This window comes from Oceanobacillus luteolus, from assembly GCF_042678205.1.
Lineage (GTDB): Bacteria > Bacillota > Bacilli > Bacillales > Amphibacillaceae > Oceanobacillus > Oceanobacillus luteolus.
On sequence record NZ_JBHUDE010000163.1, the window covers coordinates 1 to 19,232 of the forward strand.

The following is a 19,232-nucleotide window of genomic DNA, read 5'->3' on the forward strand; positions in this document are numbered from 1 at the left end:
TCTTTTGTTAGCATCGTTCATTGGCATAACCTCCAGATTTTTTTCTAAAGAGATTATCTCAAGAACGGATATTTAATAGAAGGTGTTCATTGTTTGACGCTTACGTATATCCTGCTGTAAAAATTAGTGATAGAGCAAGAAATAGACCCAGTAATTTCTTCATTTGATTATCCCCTTTCACAGATTGCTTTTTATTTTGAGTGCCTGATTATAATAAATTGCTGCTAACTTGTATTTCCTATTATCAAAATAATAATTAGCCAGCAATTCTAAAAAAGGCACTTTTTCATGTTGTTGTCCTCTGTTATCGAGGAAAGGTATGACCTCGTTTAACACTAATTTTTCTAATTGTTTCTCGACAATGCCATTAATTAATTGATTATATACTTCTAATTCATATCTATAAATCGATGGTGTATTATCTTCACTTAGCACTCTTTGACCAGTTTCTAGCCAATAACTGGCTTTTTTGATATCTTGTGTTTTATAATACTCTATCATTAAACTGTTTATTGGTACGATTTTACTCTGAGTTGTATTTCTAAGTTCATAGCTCTGTTTGTAATAAGCTATTGCCTCTTTCGACTTATTTAGTATGGAATAAAGGTTTCCTATATTCTGCAATGATGTTGCAAGAAGATCTTTATTGTCTATCGTATCAGCTATTTTTTGTGCAAGAGTAAAGCTCTCGATTGCATCTTCAAAGTCTTTGTTTCGAACAAATGTAATCCCAAGTAATAAATGACATTCTGCTGCTTGTTTCAATTTAACTTTGCGCTCATAATATTGTAATGCTTTACTTGCGTATTCATATACAATACGAGCCTTTTTATCATAGCTTGCAGTTAAGGCAATCATATAGTATAAACTATATTCTTCCTCATCTATTTCGTAAAATGTAAAGTGTAGGTATCTTTCAGCTTTCTGGAAGTAAATAAGTGCTTTATTATAGGATGAAAGGCTAAACCAGTAATAACCATTGAACTTCAACCAGTAGTACGACTCTTTTTCATTAAATTGTTTTGATAGTCGTCTCAATTTTTTATAATGAAGATTAGCTTCACGTTGTTTATTATGTATTAAGAAATATCTCAAAATATGGATTTCTACAAGGTTTAATAAGCTATTACTTGTTATAGATTCCTTGTTTTTTTCAATCTCTTTATAAAGTGCATGAGCTTTTTCTAGATTTTGATTAAATAAGGCTTCAAACCAGTCTTTACAAATACTCTCGATTTTTTTCCCATCATTTGAATTTAATTTAATATCTAATTTTTTACATAAAAAATCAATAACTTCTTCTGGAGCGTCAGCTCTTCCATTCTCTATTTTAGATAAGTAGGAAACTGATATTATTCCTTCTGCTAACTCACCCTGTGTCATGTTCCTTCTTTCTCTATGGAATTTTATTCTGTATCCTATATCATTTCTCATAGGACCCCCTCCCCACCTTATTATAGATAACATATAGTGTGAATACTATCACATAATGAGTTTTCCCAACTTTGGAATATAAACTACTTATAAGAGGTGTATTTAACGTTATAAATGGAAAATTTTCCAGTATTTAAGAAAAACAGCTTAAAAAAGGGTTGTAGTATTTGGGAATTATTCTGCAATCAAAAAATTAAACAAAAAACACCCGAAAATTTATCGAGTGTTGACGCATTTGCTTTAAATATAATGCTTATCAAACTAGAACTCTACTAATCGTTAATAAAATGCTTTGCATATTCACCCTTACTAATTCCGTATTTTGAACCTGTTCATCATTAGCACAATAAGGGCAATAAATTTTATTGAGTTCCGAGTTCTCCCTGTAATCAATTTCTCTTTGGATATGGATAGCAAAGTAATCTCCACAATCCGAGCAAAGATATAAATAATACTCTATATAATCGTTTATTTTACCCCTTCTACACTTAATTTTTAATTCCTATAGCAGCTACAACATGTGAACGAATAATACTTTCATAGGTTTCCTTTTCTTGAGTTGATGCATCCTGAAGATTTTTACTGCATTTCTTACATAGTGAATAAGATATACTTGTCCTTTGTTCTTGCAATTGAATCATACCTATAACGTGAGCGCCGGTAAGAACGTTCTTAAAGTTTTTCTTAATTTTTCCCTTACAAAGCGGGCATGTTAAGTTATGTTTTATTAAGTACTCATTTTCATAATAATAATGGTTTGAGAAGGATTCCCGCCTCATTTCTTGTTCGATTTCTTGTGCAAATTGGTTTAGTTTATATTTTTCTTCTATCATATTAATCAGCTCCAATATAATCTTTCATGAGGTCCATACAGCTCTTTTTAGGAGTTTTAGGTATATCCCTTTATTCGTGATATAATTGTATCATAAGATACTAAATATTAAGTAACTTTGCTGAAAAGCTAATATAACTAGGTGGTGATCGTAATGACTTCTTTATTACACGCAGCTAATATATATTTACATTATCGTGGTGGGAAGCATGTTGGTTTAGCAGGTTTAATTGGTGTTATTGTTGCTATTATTGTAATCTCTATCTGGCCAAAGTATATACAACCTATCATTAACTTTACAGGACTTAATCATGTAGCCGAAGATATGGGTATTGTTGCAGATGGTTTTGGTGGAGCGGCAGTTACCGCTTATAACGTCTTTATTATCTATCTCTTCTTTTGTATATTTTTCTCTTTAATTGTTGGGATTGGTCTACTAGCGTATGTATACGGAAGTACCATGTTACGCTCTAAATTCGGGTCTATATTAATCGGTACCCTAATATTTATCCCGCTCTCCCCTATTCTTATTTGGTATGTGGTTGCTAAATCAATAGAGATTAACAAAGAAAAGAAAAAAGCTGCTGAAAATCCTGAGCAATACCAAGAAGAACAACGATTAAAAAAGAATAGTGATATCATGGATTACTTAATTCGTACTACAGAGAAAGATGGAGAAACTAATCAAATAAGAAAAAAAGATGCGATACGTTATTTACACCGTATTCCTTCTACAAAAGAATCTCATTTTTTAATTGGTATTACTCATGAACGGGAAGCAGTATTACTATTTCCACGACCATTTGGGATGAATATATACGGAACTAAAAACCGATTTATAGGTGTTCCACTTCATTTTAAGAAATTTATACCTGTTCAGCATGATCCTTATGGAGTTAAGCTAGACAGTCCTCAACGGTATTATATTAAAGAGGGCGAAGAGTTAAAGCAATGGAATCCAGATGAAATCGAAACAATTGTATTCCCAAAAAAGATTTATGATGTGCAACTACTTCTCAGAAGTTTTAACCAATCTGAACTTTACAAAGAATACGTTCATAGAGCATGTAGCCATTTTATGATGAATCAAGAAAACAAAGGCGCTAATCAAGAACAAATGAAACTAAAATCTAACGTAATATCTCTGAAAGATTTTCAGGAAGGGATAACAACAAAGTAAAACTAAAACACCATTCTTTATTGAATGGTGTTTTCAATTTGTTCGATAATTTCTGATATGGGGGTTAATATATTGTAGAAAACAGGCTCCAATTCATAATTTATGGAGGTGGTCCGGTCCAACTGAAGTGTAATCTCCGCTTCCTTACCATCTTCATATAATATCTTTAGCTCGATCTGATTGTTTTTTAATTCATTATATTGAATGCTGTCAATGGTGTTTTCTCGAGATATTTGTTTCATAGAACTAAGTATCTGCTCTTTTGCAGTGTCATCGAGGGATTGATATTCAAAGAGAATGGTTTCTACGTTAAAGCTAAAAATAAATTGGTCGATATCTTCTAAAGCTAATGAAGCGAATAGGAATTGCACGGGATCTAAAGGATTGCTGTCTGATAGTCTAATGTTGTTTCTTTTCTTTGTTTTATTATCTAAAGCAGTTTCCTCATTGATAACAGCCGACTGACTTGTTTCTCCGCCTCTTATTGCTTCACCTGATTCAATTAACTTTACTTTTTCATTAATATCCATTGCTTCATAACGATTTAAGTAGGAAATTAATGTTATACCACCAACGAAAATTACAATAAATATTATGGAGTAAACACATATTTTAATGAACTTAACCATATTCTCCCTCCTTACAGTTAAAGATAAAGGGCCAAGGATTACCCTGCCCTTTACCTTAATTAATACGTCTAACGTGACCTTTAAAGATACTGCTCCAATAACTATCATTTTGATCTACAATAGCTATACCAGTGGAAGTCTGTGTACCTATCCATTGCCCGTTACCCAACCATATTCCTACGTGTCCATCTTTCTTATAGGAATCAAAGAATATAATGTCGCCCGGTTGGATATCCGCAAAATTAATTCGCTTTCCAATTTTATTTAGTGTCTCTGTACTTGTACTGTGTAATGGACCTAAGTCAATTCCAGCTTGTTTAAATGCCCAATGAACAAAACTACTACAGTCAAAATGACCTCTTGCTATATCATTAGAGTTCCGGCCCCCACCAAATACATATCTATTACTCTTACCAAGCCATGACGTAGCAGCTTCAACTACATTAGCCATTGCACCATCGCCTGGGGAATATACAGCTTGGGTTCTAAATCTTTCTGCTCTAGCTAATACTTCATCTGCATACCATCCAGCTTGGTTATAAGTTAAAACTGCACGACGTGGATCTGATTGTACCCCATTTGCAGCTAACATTTTAGAAGCAGAAAAAATAGCGTCAGCAACATTCCAAGGATCTGCAATTCCATCTCCGTCACCATCCGTCCCATAGCCCCCATAACGGCCAATTTGAACAGGGCTATGTTTTACGCTGTTTGGTATAGATGCCTTACCTAATGTTCCAGAACAACCTGGATATGACCATCCTACCCATGTGCAAGGCATAAAGTAGAGTAAGCACCCAGCGCCTTTTCATGTTTCCATGAAAGGTTTCCAAGAGCTCCTCCCCGAACCGTACGTACATCTTTCGATGTATACGGCTCTCCACTTATCAATCTAGCTTTCCATTGTGCAAGTTAAGGTGGCATTCTTTACAAAGTGCCATGGTTTTGCGATTTCTTTCAATCATTCGCTTTTCCCATCTTCTCTTGCCTTTTAGGTCTTTTAGCTTTCGGACGTGGTGAATTTCAAGTGGCACGTTGGTTTCACCACACCATTCACATTTTCCTGCTAAAAGTCGTTCGACCAGACTCGTTCTATTGTAGATTATATTTCGTCCTGAAGGGATGGCGTCTATTTCCTGTTTTCTTGAGATAGACAATTGTTTCTTGAAGCCATCTCTGTAGAAGTAAGAAACTTTTTTCCCATCCGCAGTATCATATCTTACTCCAAAATGACCATTTACGTTGAATTTATTAATTATCTTCTTAACGCTTGATTTATATTTATTGGCAAATGTTTTGTACATGCTATATTCCATAATATGTTTGAATCCATCTAACTTATAGACGTTATTTGCCAAGCGATAATAGTTATACAGACCTCTTATTTCAGCGTTATATGTTGATAAAATTTCTAAATCGTCATTTTGAAGTAGGTGAGCACGGTGCATTGACTTCCATTTTCCTGTGGTTGAGTCGATATTCAACGCTTTATATTCAATCAGTTTGTTTCTCCAAACTTCATGGGGCAGTAAAAGTTCACAGCTCATGGTTCGTGTTCGTTGTTTATGACCACTCGCTGTATGTTTAGCAGTTTTATTATCGTGACTGATTTTCACGTCATATCCAAGGAATCGTGCTCGATCTTTGGAATGCGTAATGAGTGTTTTTTCTTGTGAAAGTTCTATTTTAAGTTCTTTCTTAAGATACTCAGTTAAGTCATCCTTAATTTTTCTGCAATCTTCTTTATTGCCGATTATACCTATTAGAAAGTCATCCGCATACCTAGTATATTGCAGCCTTTTATATCCTTCATCCATTGGGTCCTTATAGGGTATTTCCATCATGTGATTTTTAAGTTCTTTAACATGAAGTCGCGCTTTTTCCTTTTCTTCCTCATTCATTTCATCCCATTTTTCTTTATATCTTTTTCTTGCCCTTGAAAGTCTAGCTTCACGAGTTCGGTATTCTCTTGACCTTTTTCGGGCTTTTCCTTTATCGAATGTTGCTTTGTATTCTTCGACAAAGTGGTCTAGCTCGTTAAGGTAGATATTCGATAAAATGGGACTGATAATTCCGCCTTGGGGTGTTCCACTGTATGTTTTATGGTATTTCCACTCCTCAAGATATCCTGCTCTTAAAAATTTCCAAATCAAATTGATAAAAGCTTCATCCTCAATTTTTCTTTTTAAGATGGTTATAAGAGTGTGGTGGTCGATATTATCAAAGAATCCTTTAATATCTCCCTCAATGAACCATTTTACCCCTGTAAATCGTTCTTTTACTTGTATAAGGGCTGTATGACAGCTTCGATTCGGACGGAATCCGTGTGAAGTATCAGAGAAAGAACCTTCATAGATACTTTCAAGAATCATTCGTACAACTTCTTGTAGTAGCTTATCCTCAAATGATGGGATTCCCAATGGTCGTTTGCTTCCATTTTTTTTAGGAATATAAACTCTTTTGGATGGTTTAGGCTGGTAACTGTAATCCTTCAGACTTTCTATAAGCCTTTCAATGCGTTCAAGACTCATTCCGTCAATGGTTGTTCCGTCAACACCTTGCGTCATGTTGCCTTCCTTGGAGTATATCTTTGAGTAAGCCATCAGATAAAACTCCATGTTGTATAAGTTTCTATATAACCTACGAATTTTATAGTCTGCACGAGTTGCCTGTTTCGCCAGATTGTCTAACACTATGTTTGGACTTCTCATAGAGCCTCACACTCCTTTCCAATTTTGTGTAAGACGAGATAAGCTGTTCCCCTTCGCCATGTGATAGGCTTTCCCTATCTCGGACTACTACGGGAACTCCGTTACCATATTGGATATTCAGACACTAAATGTCATAGCTTCTTCAGCATTCCAACTTAGGTAATCACCATTTAGTACATATAAGAACAAGCGCGTTGTAATATCGGATGCGACGTTCGCCCTTTTCTCCTTATCGGAGTTGGTCAGCCTCAGACCACTTCACAACTGACACGCAATTAATCAGTTGTGTATTGGAGAGCGAGTACCCAGTTAACCCGTTCCCTCTGGCTGTATAACGTTTATAATTACCTTCCGTTATAGGTGGACCATTAACCCCCTCGGACTATCGTTCAAGCAGTTTAGCTTTCATCCTTGTTTTCAACTTTTCGTCTTGCCATTCAGTCGTACCGTGGTAATTCGGTAACTTATGGCTTTCCCAACATGCTACACTCCCCGATATTTGGTTTCCCTCACGGATAAGTTGGGTGACGACAGGCTCTTGTGGTCTAGCCTGCTCCTTGCTAGGGAGATTTCTTATATGACCTTATGGTCGCACTTGCATATGACCTTCTGCTCCTGCAGAGGAGATCATGGTTGGATGGGTAGAAAATTGTGTTTCTTGTGCGTGAACAGATGCAAGTATAAACCAAGGTGTACCAAACGCCGCTTCTGCAGCTAGATAATGTTGCATAAATTGACTAGGTATTCCTTCTCCTGGTGTAACAAGTCCGGGATATGGATTGTATGGAGGAAAATAACCACCACCAGAATTTCCACCATAGCTATTCTCTAACCATGCAATATACTCCATTGTCCTTCCTTGAAAATTATAATTTGCTTCCAGTAACCTTTTATCATTAATACCAAATCCTAATGAATTTAATTTAGTATCTAAGAAGGTATAGTCTGTCACATCATGTGAATCTCTTCGATAGAGTTGATACCTAGTTTTGGTATAATGTTTTACTTCTTTTTGAACTTCAATCTCCACTTCACGTTCTTTTTCTACGGGTACAACTTCTTCATACTCTTCAGTAACTTGCTTGTAACGAGTAACAGTTTTAGGAACTTTTACTGTTTTTTTAACCTCCTGTTCCCACTCTATATACCAGGGTGGAAATGGTACAGGAATCTTGTGAACAACCACATCTGTTATAACTTTATCTTCATAGATAGTAACTTGCTCTGGTACATATTTCGTTCTCTCTCTTTTACGTGTTTCATAATCAATATATTTTTCTGTAACAGTTTCTATCTCTGTTACGTATTCTGTCTCGACTGTTTCGTACCAATTTGTAACATATGAATTATAAGTAAATGTTCTGTGTCCTTCCCAGTAGTCGATATTTGTTAGTTTCGATACATAGTTATCTTCTCTATGAATATCACTCCAGGGTTCACAGTCACCTTCCTTACAAGATCTGGTTTGAGTTTCGGTATATTCGTTGAATTGGTCACTATATATAAAGTTGGGAGCGAGAAGTTCTGCAAGATCCGTTACAAGTTGAAAATGGTCGTCATCTTGAGCTGCTTCCAACTGTATTACAGATGATAAAAGTTGAACAGGAACCCTATAGGGTCTTTGCTCGGGATTGTTCATATTAACGGTGCTATTAGAAGCTTCCACTATATGGTCATATAACTCTTGTTGTTCGTCATTTAAACCAATTCCCCCACCGAAAAGTGCAGATGAAACAAATGTAATGATAATGATGAGAAATACGATTCCCACTATTGCTAAGATAGCTGGTAATCCTAGCGTACCGAGGAAGGCTAATAAAGCCTTTCCCAGTACAACTATTCCTTTCTTTGCAGCAGAAGCGGCTAATTTAATTGCTTTCTTTGCAATTTTGCTCTTCACTTTGTTTTTTGCTACATTTCCTGCTGTTCTAACTGCTCTTTTAGCGGTTGAATCGCTTTTTTCTTCCTGATTATTTTGAGAGAATGGATCGTATTGGAAAGACATTAATCTATCCCACCGATTTTCTTAAATCTTTCTCTTTCAAATTGTTGTCTACGTTGAACACGTGGATTTCTTGGAGAATACAGATATTCATCTGTCTCCATTCGAGGATTATAATTTACATTTTTCCCATTATTGTCCATTACTCTCTCGATATTAAAGCGTTTGTTTTGAACAGTGTAGTGTACTTCTCTGACGTCATTTGCGTCTAGTCTAGCATCACCCGGACTTATTGGAGAGATTCTTACTTCCTTTCCGGTATCCTTTTCATTGCCGACCATATAACTTTGATTCTTTGTAACTATTAACCTAATATTTTCTGTTGAGTTAATAGCTTCCTGTCTAGTAAATGTCCCAGTTTCCACTTTTGCGTTGTAAGGTGCAACACTTTGCGTCGCTCTAGAGTTTATAGGTTCTGGTCGATTTGTCGCTATTAATTTATTAGGGTTAATATTCATATTTCTATTTGTCGATACTTTGGCTCCACCAGTATCAATCATATAAGGGTTGGTAACAGGTTTTAGACCACCTCTGTCATCTACAGTAAGATCCTGATAAACAACCTGTCCTTGTTTTAAGGCACTATCTCCCGCACCATATCGGGAAACAATCCTTTTCTGACCAGCACTATCTGTTACTTGAACAAAGGACTGGCTAGGTGTACTAACTAACTGGACATTCCCTTGAGGAATATAGCTTTGACCTGTTTCGTCGTCCTTCCTTGAAGCCATTTGTCTGATTTCAGAAGCCTCATAAACACCACTTTCATTGCTTTTATTCATAACTTTATTGTAAGGATTTACTCTTGAAGCAAGTTGCCCCGCTTTCTGATAGAGTTTAATGCCTCCAACTAGTCCACCTGTATAAGCTACCGCATTTTGGAATGAATTCTGCTTATCTTTAGCGGTCTCAATGGCAGGTTCTAATGTATTTCCGACATTACTAATACCTTTTGCAAGACCTGAACGTATAGCTTTAGTTTGTGTAACCATCTGATTGCCGAGGTTATCATTTGGTAACGTATTTTCAGGAGATTCTAATACGTCTTGTGTACCTTCTTGATAACCTTGTACAAATGATTGAGAAGCAAGTTTACCTTTAATTGCAGCATTCTTGGCTGCTGATGCAATTGGTGTAATTCCAGTTGCTTGTCCAACAAATGCACTTGTCGCACTCGCGGCCGCAACTCCTTTTTGCAAGGTGTTACTCTTACTTATCATATTCTTCATTGGTACGATTTGAGGTAATTGGTTATCAAAGTGTGCTAGATTGCTTTGGAATTGGTCTTGTTCTCTGCTCTGCCACATCTGTTGAGCTGTTGATTCAGGAACACTGTTATCGATCTGTTGCTTAATAAAGTTATCTTTATCTTGAAGTGTTTGAGCGGCTGCTAATTGATTAGTTAAGTAGCCGCGGTTTACAGATTTATTCATTCCTTTATTAAATACAGTTTCTGGTTTTACTGAGTCTATAGAACCTCTAGCGGCTGCTAGATAACTTCTTTGTCCACCGGTAGAAGTGCTATTAGCTTGATCGAATAACATTTCTGCTTGTTCTTTGGTAGCATTCGGATGTTGAGCTTGATACGCTTGAACAAATGCATCTTTATTATCTGCCGTAGAGTACGTTTTAGCTAAATCATAATCGTTTCCAGCTTGAGTTCTCATCTCATTTGTAGGAGAGAACTTTTGGTTTTTCATAAACATTTGCTTAGTACCAGTCTCTTTGGCCGAATCATATAAAGCACTAGCTTGTTCCGTTGTAGCAGAAGGATCAATGTTAGCTTGGTAATCTTTAATAAAGCCTTCTTTATCATCACTTTTAATATACGGCAATGCAGTGTCAAAGGTTTTCTCCATCTTGTTAGTGTGAGCTTTAGATGCACTATTCATAGCCTTATTAATATAATCTGCTTTGGAAGATGAACCTTGTGTCATGTCATAAAGATTTTCAGCTTGTTCTAAATCTGTGTTTGGATTGTTTTGCATGTATGTTTTTGCAAAGTTTGATCTGGCATTGTTACGTTTGGCTAATGCGTAAGCGCTTTGTGCGTCCTCAGAACTTGCATTAGGATTCTGCCTTTGATATTCTTCGATAAATCCTTGTTTATCATGCTCTTGAAGATTATTAGCATAATTCTTAGCAAAATCATCCTTGCTGATTATTTCTGACCCCATTGCTTCATCTTTTAATTGATCAGCAGTTTGATTAGCGATACTTTGGAAATGAGCCTGTTTTGAAGCCACTTTTTCATTCCATGCTTTATTTTTATTTTCTGCATGAAGCTTCATTTCCTCAGCTGTTGCATTTTCTGGTAATGGATTAGCAGAATCGTACTCTTGTTCAAAAGCTTCTTTATTTTCATTAGCCCATCTATTCGTCATTTCACTAGCACCAGTGTTAGCTAAGGATGAGGCACTAGCAAGTTTGCCTTCTTTACCGGTAGCTTTTTTCACTAAATCTCTTGCATTTGCTAGGTTATTGGCATGAATACCTTCTTTATGGTCCTGCCACATCATTTCAATACCTTTATGATCTAAGTCTGGAAAATCTTGTTGAGCTTTTTCAACAAAACTTGGTTTAAATTCATTTTCATAGTCTGCTGTTTCCTTGTCCGCAAGTACATTAGCAAGTTCTTCTTGATTTCCTTTAAGCGGGTCTTTTAATTCACCCCATGTATCAGTAAAAGAATTTTTGCCGTTTTTTAGATTGTTAGCAACTAAATCTTTAGAAGCTTTCGCTCCCCTACCAGCAACACCTCCAGCAACTCCACCGGCAATAAATCCAACGGAAGCGCCGACCATTGAACCCATAGGGCCGCCAATTGCAGCACCACCTATGGAACCAGCGGAACCAGCAATAGCTTTACCTGCTTTGCTACCAATGTCGCCCCATTTTAGCATTCCTTCTGCTTTAGGAGTCGTACCTGTATCAGTTCCTGTATTTGCAGCCATCGTAGCATCTCTAATGATGGATTCCCCATCGGTTTGTTCTGTAGTTCTATTTACTTTGGAAGTGCCATCTCTTGCACCTTTTAAAGCTCCCATAACGCTACCGCTATCTTTGTCTAATGCCCCTTTAACAGAGCCATATACACCAGCTAATGCAGATAAACCAAACATTGCTCCTGCACGACTAAGGTTATTGTGCATTCCTCCACCCATTCCGAGTAGTGAGCGAATTGCTTCACCGGTAGGGATGAATATTAAATATAGAATTAAAGATTCAATGTTAACTAGCGCATCTATCATATTACCCTCGGTGGGATCAGCGTTTGCAACTGTTATTAGAGCTGCAATCCAAAAGAGAATCGCATGTATACTCTGTACGAATACGGTACCAACCAATTCTTCAAACCATGCAACTGTAACACTTTTAAATTGTGGTATTAAGAAAAGAGCGATCATCAAAGGACCAAGTATCATTAGAATGAGTAAAGTTAATTTTCGCATCATGTAATACCAGTTAGCCCAAAGAGTGAGAAACAATATAATGATTCCTACAATAATTGAACCGATAATACCGTTTCCTGAAACACTGGTAAGAAGGTCTAGTCCGGCATCTTCGTAACCGGAAGCGAAAATATTTACAATACCATTATTAATGGTGAATATAAAATCATATAGAAAATCTAAGTTGAAGAAAACGATTGCTACAATAGCTAGGTCTTTGAAAAACTCAATATAATATGTTCTGCTTGCTGGGTTGATAGCAGTAGAACCAATCCTCATTCCCGCTACTACAATAGCAGCTAAGATGAAGAATCCTGCTATTGAAGCAATTAAGGTCGAACCTGGTTGGAATACCCCTGTTATCTCCGTTGAAGTAAATGTCTTATGAATTAAGTCTTCAGTTCTACCTTCTCCAAATATTAAGTTTTGGAAACTATGAAGAAATAGAAATGGCTCGATTAATGATTCGTACAACCAGGAAAAAATATCATTGAGTATATTCATTAAGTTATCGCTAATGTTAAACATCAATTCACCCCCTTTTTATTGTTTTGATTTATTGCTGTTGTTTTTTTCTTTTCTTTTCTAACATTTGCTCCAATACAGCTTGGTTTGATTCGATAAATATTAATTCTTCTTCTGAAGGATTAGTTTGCAGGTATACGGAACTCTTACCGATTCGTAATATCCCCTCTCCCTTTCCAGGGTTTCCGAAGATAATTGAAATCTCTCCTTCTGATAAATCAAAGTTCTCTCTTACCTTTGCTTCGTCAATATTGTTTTGTTGCATGAAGAGAATAGTAAAGGTAGAGGATAAAATCCCCCTTGCTTTTGGATTTTCAAGAATACGAACAAAGTCTTGAGTAGCCCAGCACAGACCACAGTTTCTTTTTCTGGCTCTTCTTGCTACTTTTTCAAAGAAACTAACAGTTTGTTCGTTATCTATAAATTGCCACAATTCGTCCGCGTATATATATTTCTTCTTTAAAGCATTTTCAGGATTTTTCGCAAAATACTCCCAAATATAATTCAGAATAACGTGGTATGCGATTGGTCGTAAAAAGCCTTCTTCCATTTCGGCAATGTTGAAGTTTACAATTCGAGATTCCAATAGGGAGTTGGTTACCCCTTTACCAAAATAGGTTTGACCGTCAAATATTGGTTTACTACCATCCCTTAAAAATGGACGAATAGCTGCGATAAGTCGTTCTGCTTTTCTTTCGTCTTTATATCTGTCAATTAGAACTTTATATATATCTGAAATAGTTGGTTCTGGCTTTCTTGCTTTTGATTGAACTAAACGGCCGTCTATTTCTGTTGGGATATGTCTATACAAAGAATCCGGATGCGTTGTAATTTCTAGTTGTTCTTCAAATACATATTTAATAGATTCTTCTAAGTAGTTTCTTTCAAACACAGTTAGCCCCGGATCCTCCGAGTCTTTACCTCGAACGATGATATCAAAGAAATTTAAGAGCTCAGCCTGCTTTTCTCTAACTGGAACAAATCGGATGTATGTTTTTCCGTTTCTTTCAACAATTTCATGGTTATCATTAGCTTCGAGCCAAGACAATTCATCATCTTCATCAATGTTCTTTTCTATTTCCGTGGCACTGATAGCACAAGGATTTATACAGATATCTTCTTCCTCTGAAATATTTAAATTAATACCGCCAAGTTTCTTAGTTAAATCTACAAATTCTGCTTCTGGATCGATAATCATTGACCATACATCTGCACCACTTGTTTCTCGGGCAATTTTTAATTTCATTGCCAAGGACTTACCTGAACCTGGGATGCCTGTTATTCCCATATTATAGTTTTGAGGACGATAGTTTTCTGTACCAAATGAATTTATAAATTCAAGTTGGCCAGTGATACGATTAACACCTATTGGTATACCGCCCATATATCTTCCGCTCCCACTAATGAAGGGAGAATACGTGGATAAAGAGCGTCTATCAAGGTTTCTTAAGGTGTCTGGCATTCTATTCTTCCCTAATGGTAAAGCACTTTTAAAACCATCTTTTACTCTGCTCCATGCTCCAGTAAGTTTGAAGAAACCATTAGCCATGATATCCTCGACAGTTTCACTAAAGTTATTTAGCTCTTTTTCCGACTGACCATATAGCACACCGAATGTACTGACGTTGAAAAGGTCGTTCTCCGAAAACTGGATTTCTGCCATGAGGTTTTCCGCATCAAATATTCTTGTTTTAGTTTCCTGTATCGTATCAATATTTCCTTTCTTCGTTTGATACGATAAGTTAGATTGTAAGATGGTAATTTGTTGTTGCAATAATCGTACGGCGTGAGCGGTTGACATTTTATGTACATCCACCAATATGTCTACTTCACCTGCAGAAGTCATTTTATATAACCAATTTGTAGGCATTTTTCTCGGATAGCCATCAAGTGGTATATAGAATGGTCTAAAATATGTTTTAGTACCTAACGATTGCTTGATTACCCCACTATCTTCTGAATTGATAGATAGTCCATCGGGAGCGATTAAATCCCAGACAGTAGGTTTTGGTGGCATAATAATATTTCCTTCTTCGTCATAACTGATTTCAGTCGAAGATAGTTTTTCTTCATTTGAAAGTTCCGCTGTATCGGACTCTATATTGGTGTTATTCTGTTCCTGTTTTTGGAACTTCTTCTTTCGCTGAAACAGCTTCTTTTTCTTTTTCATTGTTAATTGCCTCCTTTACAAGCTCAACACGAATCTCATCCTGATCTGCGGTTACATATGAAGCGAGCATTTCTTGTTCACCGAAATCTTTAAACCTATTTTTGACTGCTCTCCTTCTGTTAAAGGCATGGTATAGAACATCAGCAATTCCTTCATTTGTTAATAATTGGACTTCCATTCTTGCATTATTTAATTGGTTTTTAGCAGCGATAAGTCGTCTATGCAATTCACCGAATGCTTTATCTACTATCTTTTCCTCTAATTCTTCTTCGTTGTCAGCAGTAATTTCAGCAGTGTTAATTTTATGAGTGAATAATAAATATCTTTTTGTTTCATAAATTGGAGAGTTATACTGCCAAGCTAGTAAATCCTCAACCATTGACTCACCATATGCTATTGTATTTGGGTGAAGGTTTTCAGCATTTCTCATCGATTCTTGCATTTTTGTAATTGGTTCAGATAAGTCTATATATCTGTTTTGAAGATAAAATTGAACATTATAGTTTGTTTGAGCAAGCCAAGTTTCAAACGTAACGTCGATTGCTTCCTGTTCACTTTGGGATAGTAGGAAATAGTTAACAGGTTCTACCTCTGCAAACATTACAAAAGTATTGTCGTGGTATCGCAGCATGTGATGTTTTATCTCCTTAACATCACCAATAAATTCTTTAAATGGATTAGGTTCTTCATCTATTGGTAGATCCTTTTCCTTTTTCTTTGGATTATTTTTTTTGTATTTAATAGGTTGTTTTGAATTACCTTCATCCGAATTGAATGTAGGGAATATTGGGCGACCATTTGTTTTTTGTATGATTATATACATCGCCATCCCTAATAACGCGAAGAAAATAATATTTCCCATGCATTATTTCCTCTCTTTCTTTTTAGCTGGTAACTGTTCGTTAGTGGACACAGCTGGACCTTTTCTCCAAGCTCCGAGCTGACTTCTATATCTTAATTTGATAAGAAAATACTTATCAAAATTCAAACTGTGTTTGTGATGTTTCATAAAACCTAGTAGAAGCACAAGGATTGCTGTAGGTAGCGCCGAGAACATCGCGAAAATAATGCCAATAAGAGGGTCGTTTACAAGCCCATATACTTTGGGCACATAAAAGTACAACAACATTCCGCCGACGATAAGATAGATTAGCTGACGTTTAGAAATAATACCTAAGATTACTTTTTGCTCTGAGGACATATCAATTGGTACAGTTACTTTTCTAGCCAATTAAATTCTCCATTCATCTTTTATTAAAAGTTCACCCCTCTTTCATGAATAAAAAGAGGGGTGGTTTGGTAGGATTCTGTATGAACTAACTAGTTGCCCCAAATCCGCCAATCCAACCAGCGATTGTACGCGCTTGAACAACGATCCAACCACCAATGGCGGCCATCCCAAGTCCAATAAATCCTTGAGTACGTGCTTGCGGATTACCTTGAGCACTAGATAAACGAATACCTGCGAAGATTAAACAAGCTAAAATCCAAAAACCTCCGACAGCCATAACTATGTTAACTAATTTGTTTAGGTCACTATATACCGCGGTTTCAGTGTTTCTTGAATTACTTACACCATTTACATGGTCGAAAGCGCCGGTACTCGCATATGAGGTTCCAACATCAAACACGAATAAAAATCCAACAACTGCTAATACAATAAGTAAAATTTTGGTTGCTTTATTGTTAACTGTTAAAGACATTTTTTTGTATTCACCCCTTTCGTTTTAGAGTGTTTTAAAGGAATAAAAAGGCAAATAAAAAACGCCCTGAAAAATAGTGAACGGACGAAAAAAGTATTTTTTCGTTCACATATCTTTCAGGGCGTTTCCCTTTTCTATTAAACTATGAATTTATTCTATGATATATTTTCCAAAAAAGCAACTAATTTTTTAGGTTGGTAGATTTATAGCGGAAGTAGGGAAACACCCCCCTACTCCATTCTATAAACCTATAATATAGATGGTTTAAAAAATACGTGTTATTTTAGGTATTTTAGAACCGGTTAATAATAGATCGTCAATTCCTTTACCATCATCTTTCCCCCAGCTTACCATATTTACATGGTAACCTTTTTGTTTTGTAGTGACCAAAAACTCTTTCAGGGAACTCATAACATATTCATTCGAAGTAAAATCTCGGTCAAAAGCAAGGTTTATCTCCTCTACACCCATATCTTCAAAGATTGGAATAACTGTTTGCCAGGCATTCACTCCTGGTATTGCAGCAAAGGTATCACCGTGTTTAGCTAACTGCTCCTGAGTAAATGAACGTTGAAGCATATCAACTGCTATATCAGCTTTTAATGCACCTTCTGTTAACCAAATCTTTTTCCGATAAAGTGATTGTCCGCTTTGCCAATTTTTTAGAGTGCGAGATGGTACAGCTACATGAACAGGACTTGGTGACCCTGCTCCAGTACCATTCTTTTTATTTGCACTAGACAACCAGTAGTAGCGGTTTCCCTTTTTTAGCGAAACAAATCCTAATGTTTTTCCTTTGGAATCTTCCAGACTAACAGTTTCATTTAACTGCATCTCTTTTTCAAAAATTAATTCCTTTTCATAAAAAACTTTTACCTGATTACCATTATTCGTCGCCTTTAATCCGTAAACACCAGTCAGTTGTTTAATTTTCGCTACTGGTGGTGGATTATCAATACGATACTGAAAACCTGTTATTTCGTTTCTGTTATTGCGGTAAGGTATTAAAATCCCCTCTCTACCTAATACGGACCAATAGTCTCCATATTTCCCCGTGGCTTCAAAAAATCCTGGTACTCCTGCAAAAGATTCAATACCATAATCATTTTGAATAGCTTTTGCCAATGTCCAAGGAGCGGCTGGAAATGAAGTATACCCACGAGTCATTACTTCTTCATCTGTTAGTCCTCGAGAAGGCGAAGTAAGGTGATTATAATGTTCGTCTGTTAACTCTAAGTAGTCCAACATGATAGAATAAACCTTATTAAGTTCACTATCAGCTAGTTTTTTATTTCCTCTGTTCTGCTCAATATTATTATCATTTATACCAGGATGTCTCTTATTTCCATTTAAAAAGTGTAACCATGAAGGAAGAGAAGAATTTTTACTAAAAGGTATCTTACTTTCTATCCTTATACAAACGACACGGTCACCATCTGTATGAATCATACAACCACCAGTATGCCCGCAAACAGGACACGCTACACGTATAAATTCTAAAAAGTTTGGTATTCTAGTAACTCTATAATCTTTCATTAACAAACATCCTCCTATGTTTATATTACATTACTAAAGCGGTTCTTATCCATTGGCGGCATTGTCGTAACTAAGCAATAGCCTTCCATGCTTTCCACGAGAACAATTGCAATAGGATTTCCGTGGTAATCTTCACCTTCGATTACAAACTTGTTAGCATCTGCTTTACTTACTGGATCAAATCCTCTTTGGACTTCATTAATGGTTCCGCTTAATATCCCACGAATAATATCTACACTTTGATAACCCCTGGATAACATTCGTTGTTTCGAGTGATCAGAAATGTAGATGGCCCCATTTAATAAAGCTTTCTTTATCATCTTCATTTGCCTTACAATGTTTATCATAATTAATACCTCCATTTCTAAAAACAATAAAATAAAAAACTTCCTAAGTGAAAAGGACACACAGCTCCTAAATGCGTTCTATTTCTATCAAAAGAAAGTTATTTGCTAATCATATACATGGATCTTAAATTCAATTATGTATAACCAACAAGGCTAAGTTGTACAAAGTACAAATCTTAGCCTTGTTGGTTACGTACTTCTTGTACCTCCAGCAATTGTTACTTTAAATGTTAACTTTAACTCACGTATCATAGTCTAATTACTCCTTCTTTAAATTTTGCTTATCTACATTGTTTTTAAAATATCAAAAGCAGTTTCCGCTTTAAGACCAAAAGCATAAGCAATGTAGCCATATGCTAAAACAAGTAAGATAGTAGTCAGAAACTTACCAACGTAGAATTTTCGCTTTGGTTTTACATCATCTTCTTTTTCGATTCTGGGTAAATCAAGGTAATAATCACTCTTGATTACAGACTTACAAGCCCCCACAATCATAAGTGCCACAACAATTCCAATTACATTACCAAAAATTAATTCCATCAGGCGTTCTCTCCCTTCTTTCAATAAAAAGGCAACAAAAAAACGCCTTTGACAGTATGAATTAGCACACAAATATAGTGCTATTTTCCATACGTCCAAAGACGTTTTAAATTTGCTAAGAGATACCAATTAACCTTAAAAGGTCAATTTTAAAAAGAAAAATAAAAGAAG

The 19,232-nt window shown here is 36.0% G+C and carries 15 protein-coding genes; 1 reads left to right on the plus strand and 14 read right to left on the minus strand.

Annotation, left to right across the window (positions count from 1 at the left end):
* Positions 1–177: 177 nt before the first annotated feature.
* Both ACFSBH_RS19260 and ACFSBH_RS19265 read right to left on the minus strand, forming a co-directional pair.
* On the minus strand, positions 178–1,434 hold the full coding sequence (locus ACFSBH_RS19260; protein WP_379599225.1) for a helix-turn-helix domain-containing protein: 1,257 nt from the start codon (positions 1,432–1,434) through the stop codon (positions 178–180).
* 488 nt (positions 1,435–1,922) lie between these two features.
* Entirely contained in the window at positions 1,923–2,267 is a 345-nt protein-coding gene (locus ACFSBH_RS19265) for a hypothetical protein (protein ID WP_379599227.1), read from the minus strand.
* 153 nt (positions 2,268–2,420) lie between these two features.
* Between ACFSBH_RS19265 and ACFSBH_RS19270 the strand changes: the two genes are divergently transcribed.
* Positions 2,421–3,446, plus strand: coding sequence for a hypothetical protein (locus ACFSBH_RS19270; RefSeq protein ID WP_379599229.1), 1,026 nt, complete (start codon positions 2,421–2,423; stop codon positions 3,444–3,446).
* A gap of 17 nt (positions 3,447–3,463) precedes the next feature.
* Here ACFSBH_RS19270 and ACFSBH_RS19275 read toward each other — a convergent pair whose 3' ends face one another.
* The 12 genes from ACFSBH_RS19275 to ACFSBH_RS19330 all read right to left on the minus strand — a co-directional run bounded on the left by ACFSBH_RS19275 (position 3,464) and on the right by ACFSBH_RS19330 (position 19,061).
* Positions 3,464–4,075, minus strand: a complete 612-nt coding sequence (locus tag ACFSBH_RS19275; RefSeq protein ID WP_379599231.1) for a hypothetical protein — start codon at positions 4,073–4,075, stop codon at positions 3,464–3,466.
* 55 nt (positions 4,076–4,130) lie between these two features.
* On the minus strand, positions 4,131–4,856 hold the full coding sequence (locus ACFSBH_RS19280) for a C40 family peptidase (RefSeq protein WP_379599233.1): 726 nt from the start codon (positions 4,854–4,856) through the stop codon (positions 4,131–4,133).
* Positions 4,857–4,962: 106 nt separating this feature from the next.
* Positions 4,963–6,786 (minus strand): reverse transcriptase domain-containing protein, encoded by a 1,824-nt coding sequence (locus ACFSBH_RS19285; protein WP_379599235.1) that lies wholly within the window; start codon positions 6,784–6,786, stop codon positions 4,963–4,965.
* A gap of 583 nt (positions 6,787–7,369) precedes the next feature.
* Positions 7,370–8,791 (minus strand): lysozyme family protein, encoded by a 1,422-nt coding sequence (locus ACFSBH_RS19290; protein ID WP_379599237.1) that lies wholly within the window; start codon positions 8,789–8,791, stop codon positions 7,370–7,372.
* Positions 8,791–12,768, minus strand: coding sequence for a hypothetical protein (locus ACFSBH_RS19295; protein WP_379599239.1), 3,978 nt, complete (start codon positions 12,766–12,768; stop codon positions 8,791–8,793). The genes ACFSBH_RS19290 and ACFSBH_RS19295 overlap by 1 nt, the downstream gene beginning before the upstream one ends.
* 28 nt (positions 12,769–12,796) lie before the next feature.
* Entirely contained in the window at positions 12,797–14,935 is a 2,139-nt protein-coding gene (locus ACFSBH_RS19300) for a VirB4 family type IV secretion system protein (RefSeq protein ID WP_379599241.1), read from the minus strand.
* A complete protein-coding gene (locus ACFSBH_RS19305; RefSeq protein WP_379599243.1) occupies positions 14,874–15,797 on the minus strand; it encodes a hypothetical protein in 924 nt (307 codons plus the stop codon). Before ACFSBH_RS19305 ends, ACFSBH_RS19300 begins: the two co-directional genes overlap by 62 nt.
* Positions 15,798–15,800: 3 nt before the next feature.
* Positions 15,801–16,166 (minus strand): PrgI family protein, encoded by a 366-nt coding sequence (locus tag ACFSBH_RS19310; RefSeq protein ID WP_379599245.1) that lies wholly within the window; start codon positions 16,164–16,166, stop codon positions 15,801–15,803.
* An 85-nt stretch (positions 16,167–16,251) separates the two neighbouring features.
* Positions 16,252–16,566, minus strand: coding sequence for a hypothetical protein (locus ACFSBH_RS19315; RefSeq protein ID WP_379599247.1), 315 nt, complete (start codon positions 16,564–16,566; stop codon positions 16,252–16,254).
* Between the two features lie 336 nt (positions 16,567–16,902).
* Positions 16,903–18,174, minus strand: a complete 1,272-nt coding sequence (locus ACFSBH_RS19320) for a DUF3854 domain-containing protein (RefSeq protein WP_379599249.1) — start codon at positions 18,172–18,174, stop codon at positions 16,903–16,905.
* Positions 18,175–18,194: 20 nt separating this feature from the next.
* A complete protein-coding gene (locus tag ACFSBH_RS19325) occupies positions 18,195–18,521 on the minus strand; it encodes a DUF4258 domain-containing protein (RefSeq protein WP_379599251.1) in 327 nt (108 codons plus the stop codon).
* A gap of 285 nt (positions 18,522–18,806) precedes the next feature.
* The gene (locus tag ACFSBH_RS19330; RefSeq protein WP_379599253.1) at positions 18,807–19,061 is read right to left on the minus strand and encodes a hypothetical protein; all 255 of its coding nucleotides are present in this window, start codon (positions 19,059–19,061) and stop codon (positions 18,807–18,809) included.
* Between the last annotated feature and the right edge of the window lie 171 nt (positions 19,062–19,232).

Bases quoted from the DNA above. Each gene is read 5' to 3' on its own strand.
- ACFSBH_RS19275 (WP_379599231.1), bottom strand. From the start codon at position 4,075: ATGGTTAAGTTCATTAAAATATGTGTTTACTCCATAATATTTATTGTA.
- ACFSBH_RS19305 (WP_379599243.1), bottom strand. From the start codon at position 15,797: ATGGGAAATATTATTTTCTTCGCGTTATTAGGGATGGCGATGTATATA.
- ACFSBH_RS19300 (WP_379599241.1), bottom strand. From the start codon at position 14,935: ATGAAAAAGAAAAAGAAGCTGTTTCAGCGAAAGAAGAAGTTCCAAAAA.
- ACFSBH_RS19295 (WP_379599239.1), bottom strand. From the start codon at position 12,768: ATGTTTAACATTAGCGATAACTTAATGAATATACTCAATGATATTTTT.
- ACFSBH_RS19285 (WP_379599235.1), bottom strand. From the start codon at position 6,786: ATGAGAAGTCCAAACATAGTGTTAGACAATCTGGCGAAACAGGCAACT.
- ACFSBH_RS19320 (WP_379599249.1), bottom strand. From the start codon at position 18,174: ATGAAAGATTATAGAGTTACTAGAATACCAAACTTTTTAGAATTTATA.
- ACFSBH_RS19325 (WP_379599251.1), bottom strand. From the start codon at position 18,521: ATGATAAACATTGTAAGGCAAATGAAGATGATAAAGAAAGCTTTATTA.
- ACFSBH_RS19290 (WP_379599237.1), bottom strand. From the start codon at position 8,791: ATGTCTTTCCAATACGATCCATTCTCTCAAAATAATCAGGAAGAAAAA.
- ACFSBH_RS19330 (WP_379599253.1), bottom strand. From the start codon at position 19,061: ATGGAATTAATTTTTGGTAATGTAATTGGAATTGTTGTGGCACTTATG.
- ACFSBH_RS19265 (WP_379599227.1), bottom strand. From the start codon at position 2,267: ATGATAGAAGAAAAATATAAACTAAACCAATTTGCACAAGAAATCGAA.
- ACFSBH_RS19260 (WP_379599225.1), bottom strand. From the start codon at position 1,434: ATGAGAAATGATATAGGATACAGAATAAAATTCCATAGAGAAAGAAGG.
- ACFSBH_RS19270 (WP_379599229.1), top strand. From the start codon at position 2,421: ATGACTTCTTTATTACACGCAGCTAATATATATTTACATTATCGTGGT.
- ACFSBH_RS19280 (WP_379599233.1), bottom strand. From the start codon at position 4,856: ATGCCTTGCACATGGGTAGGATGGTCATATCCAGGTTGTTCTGGAACA.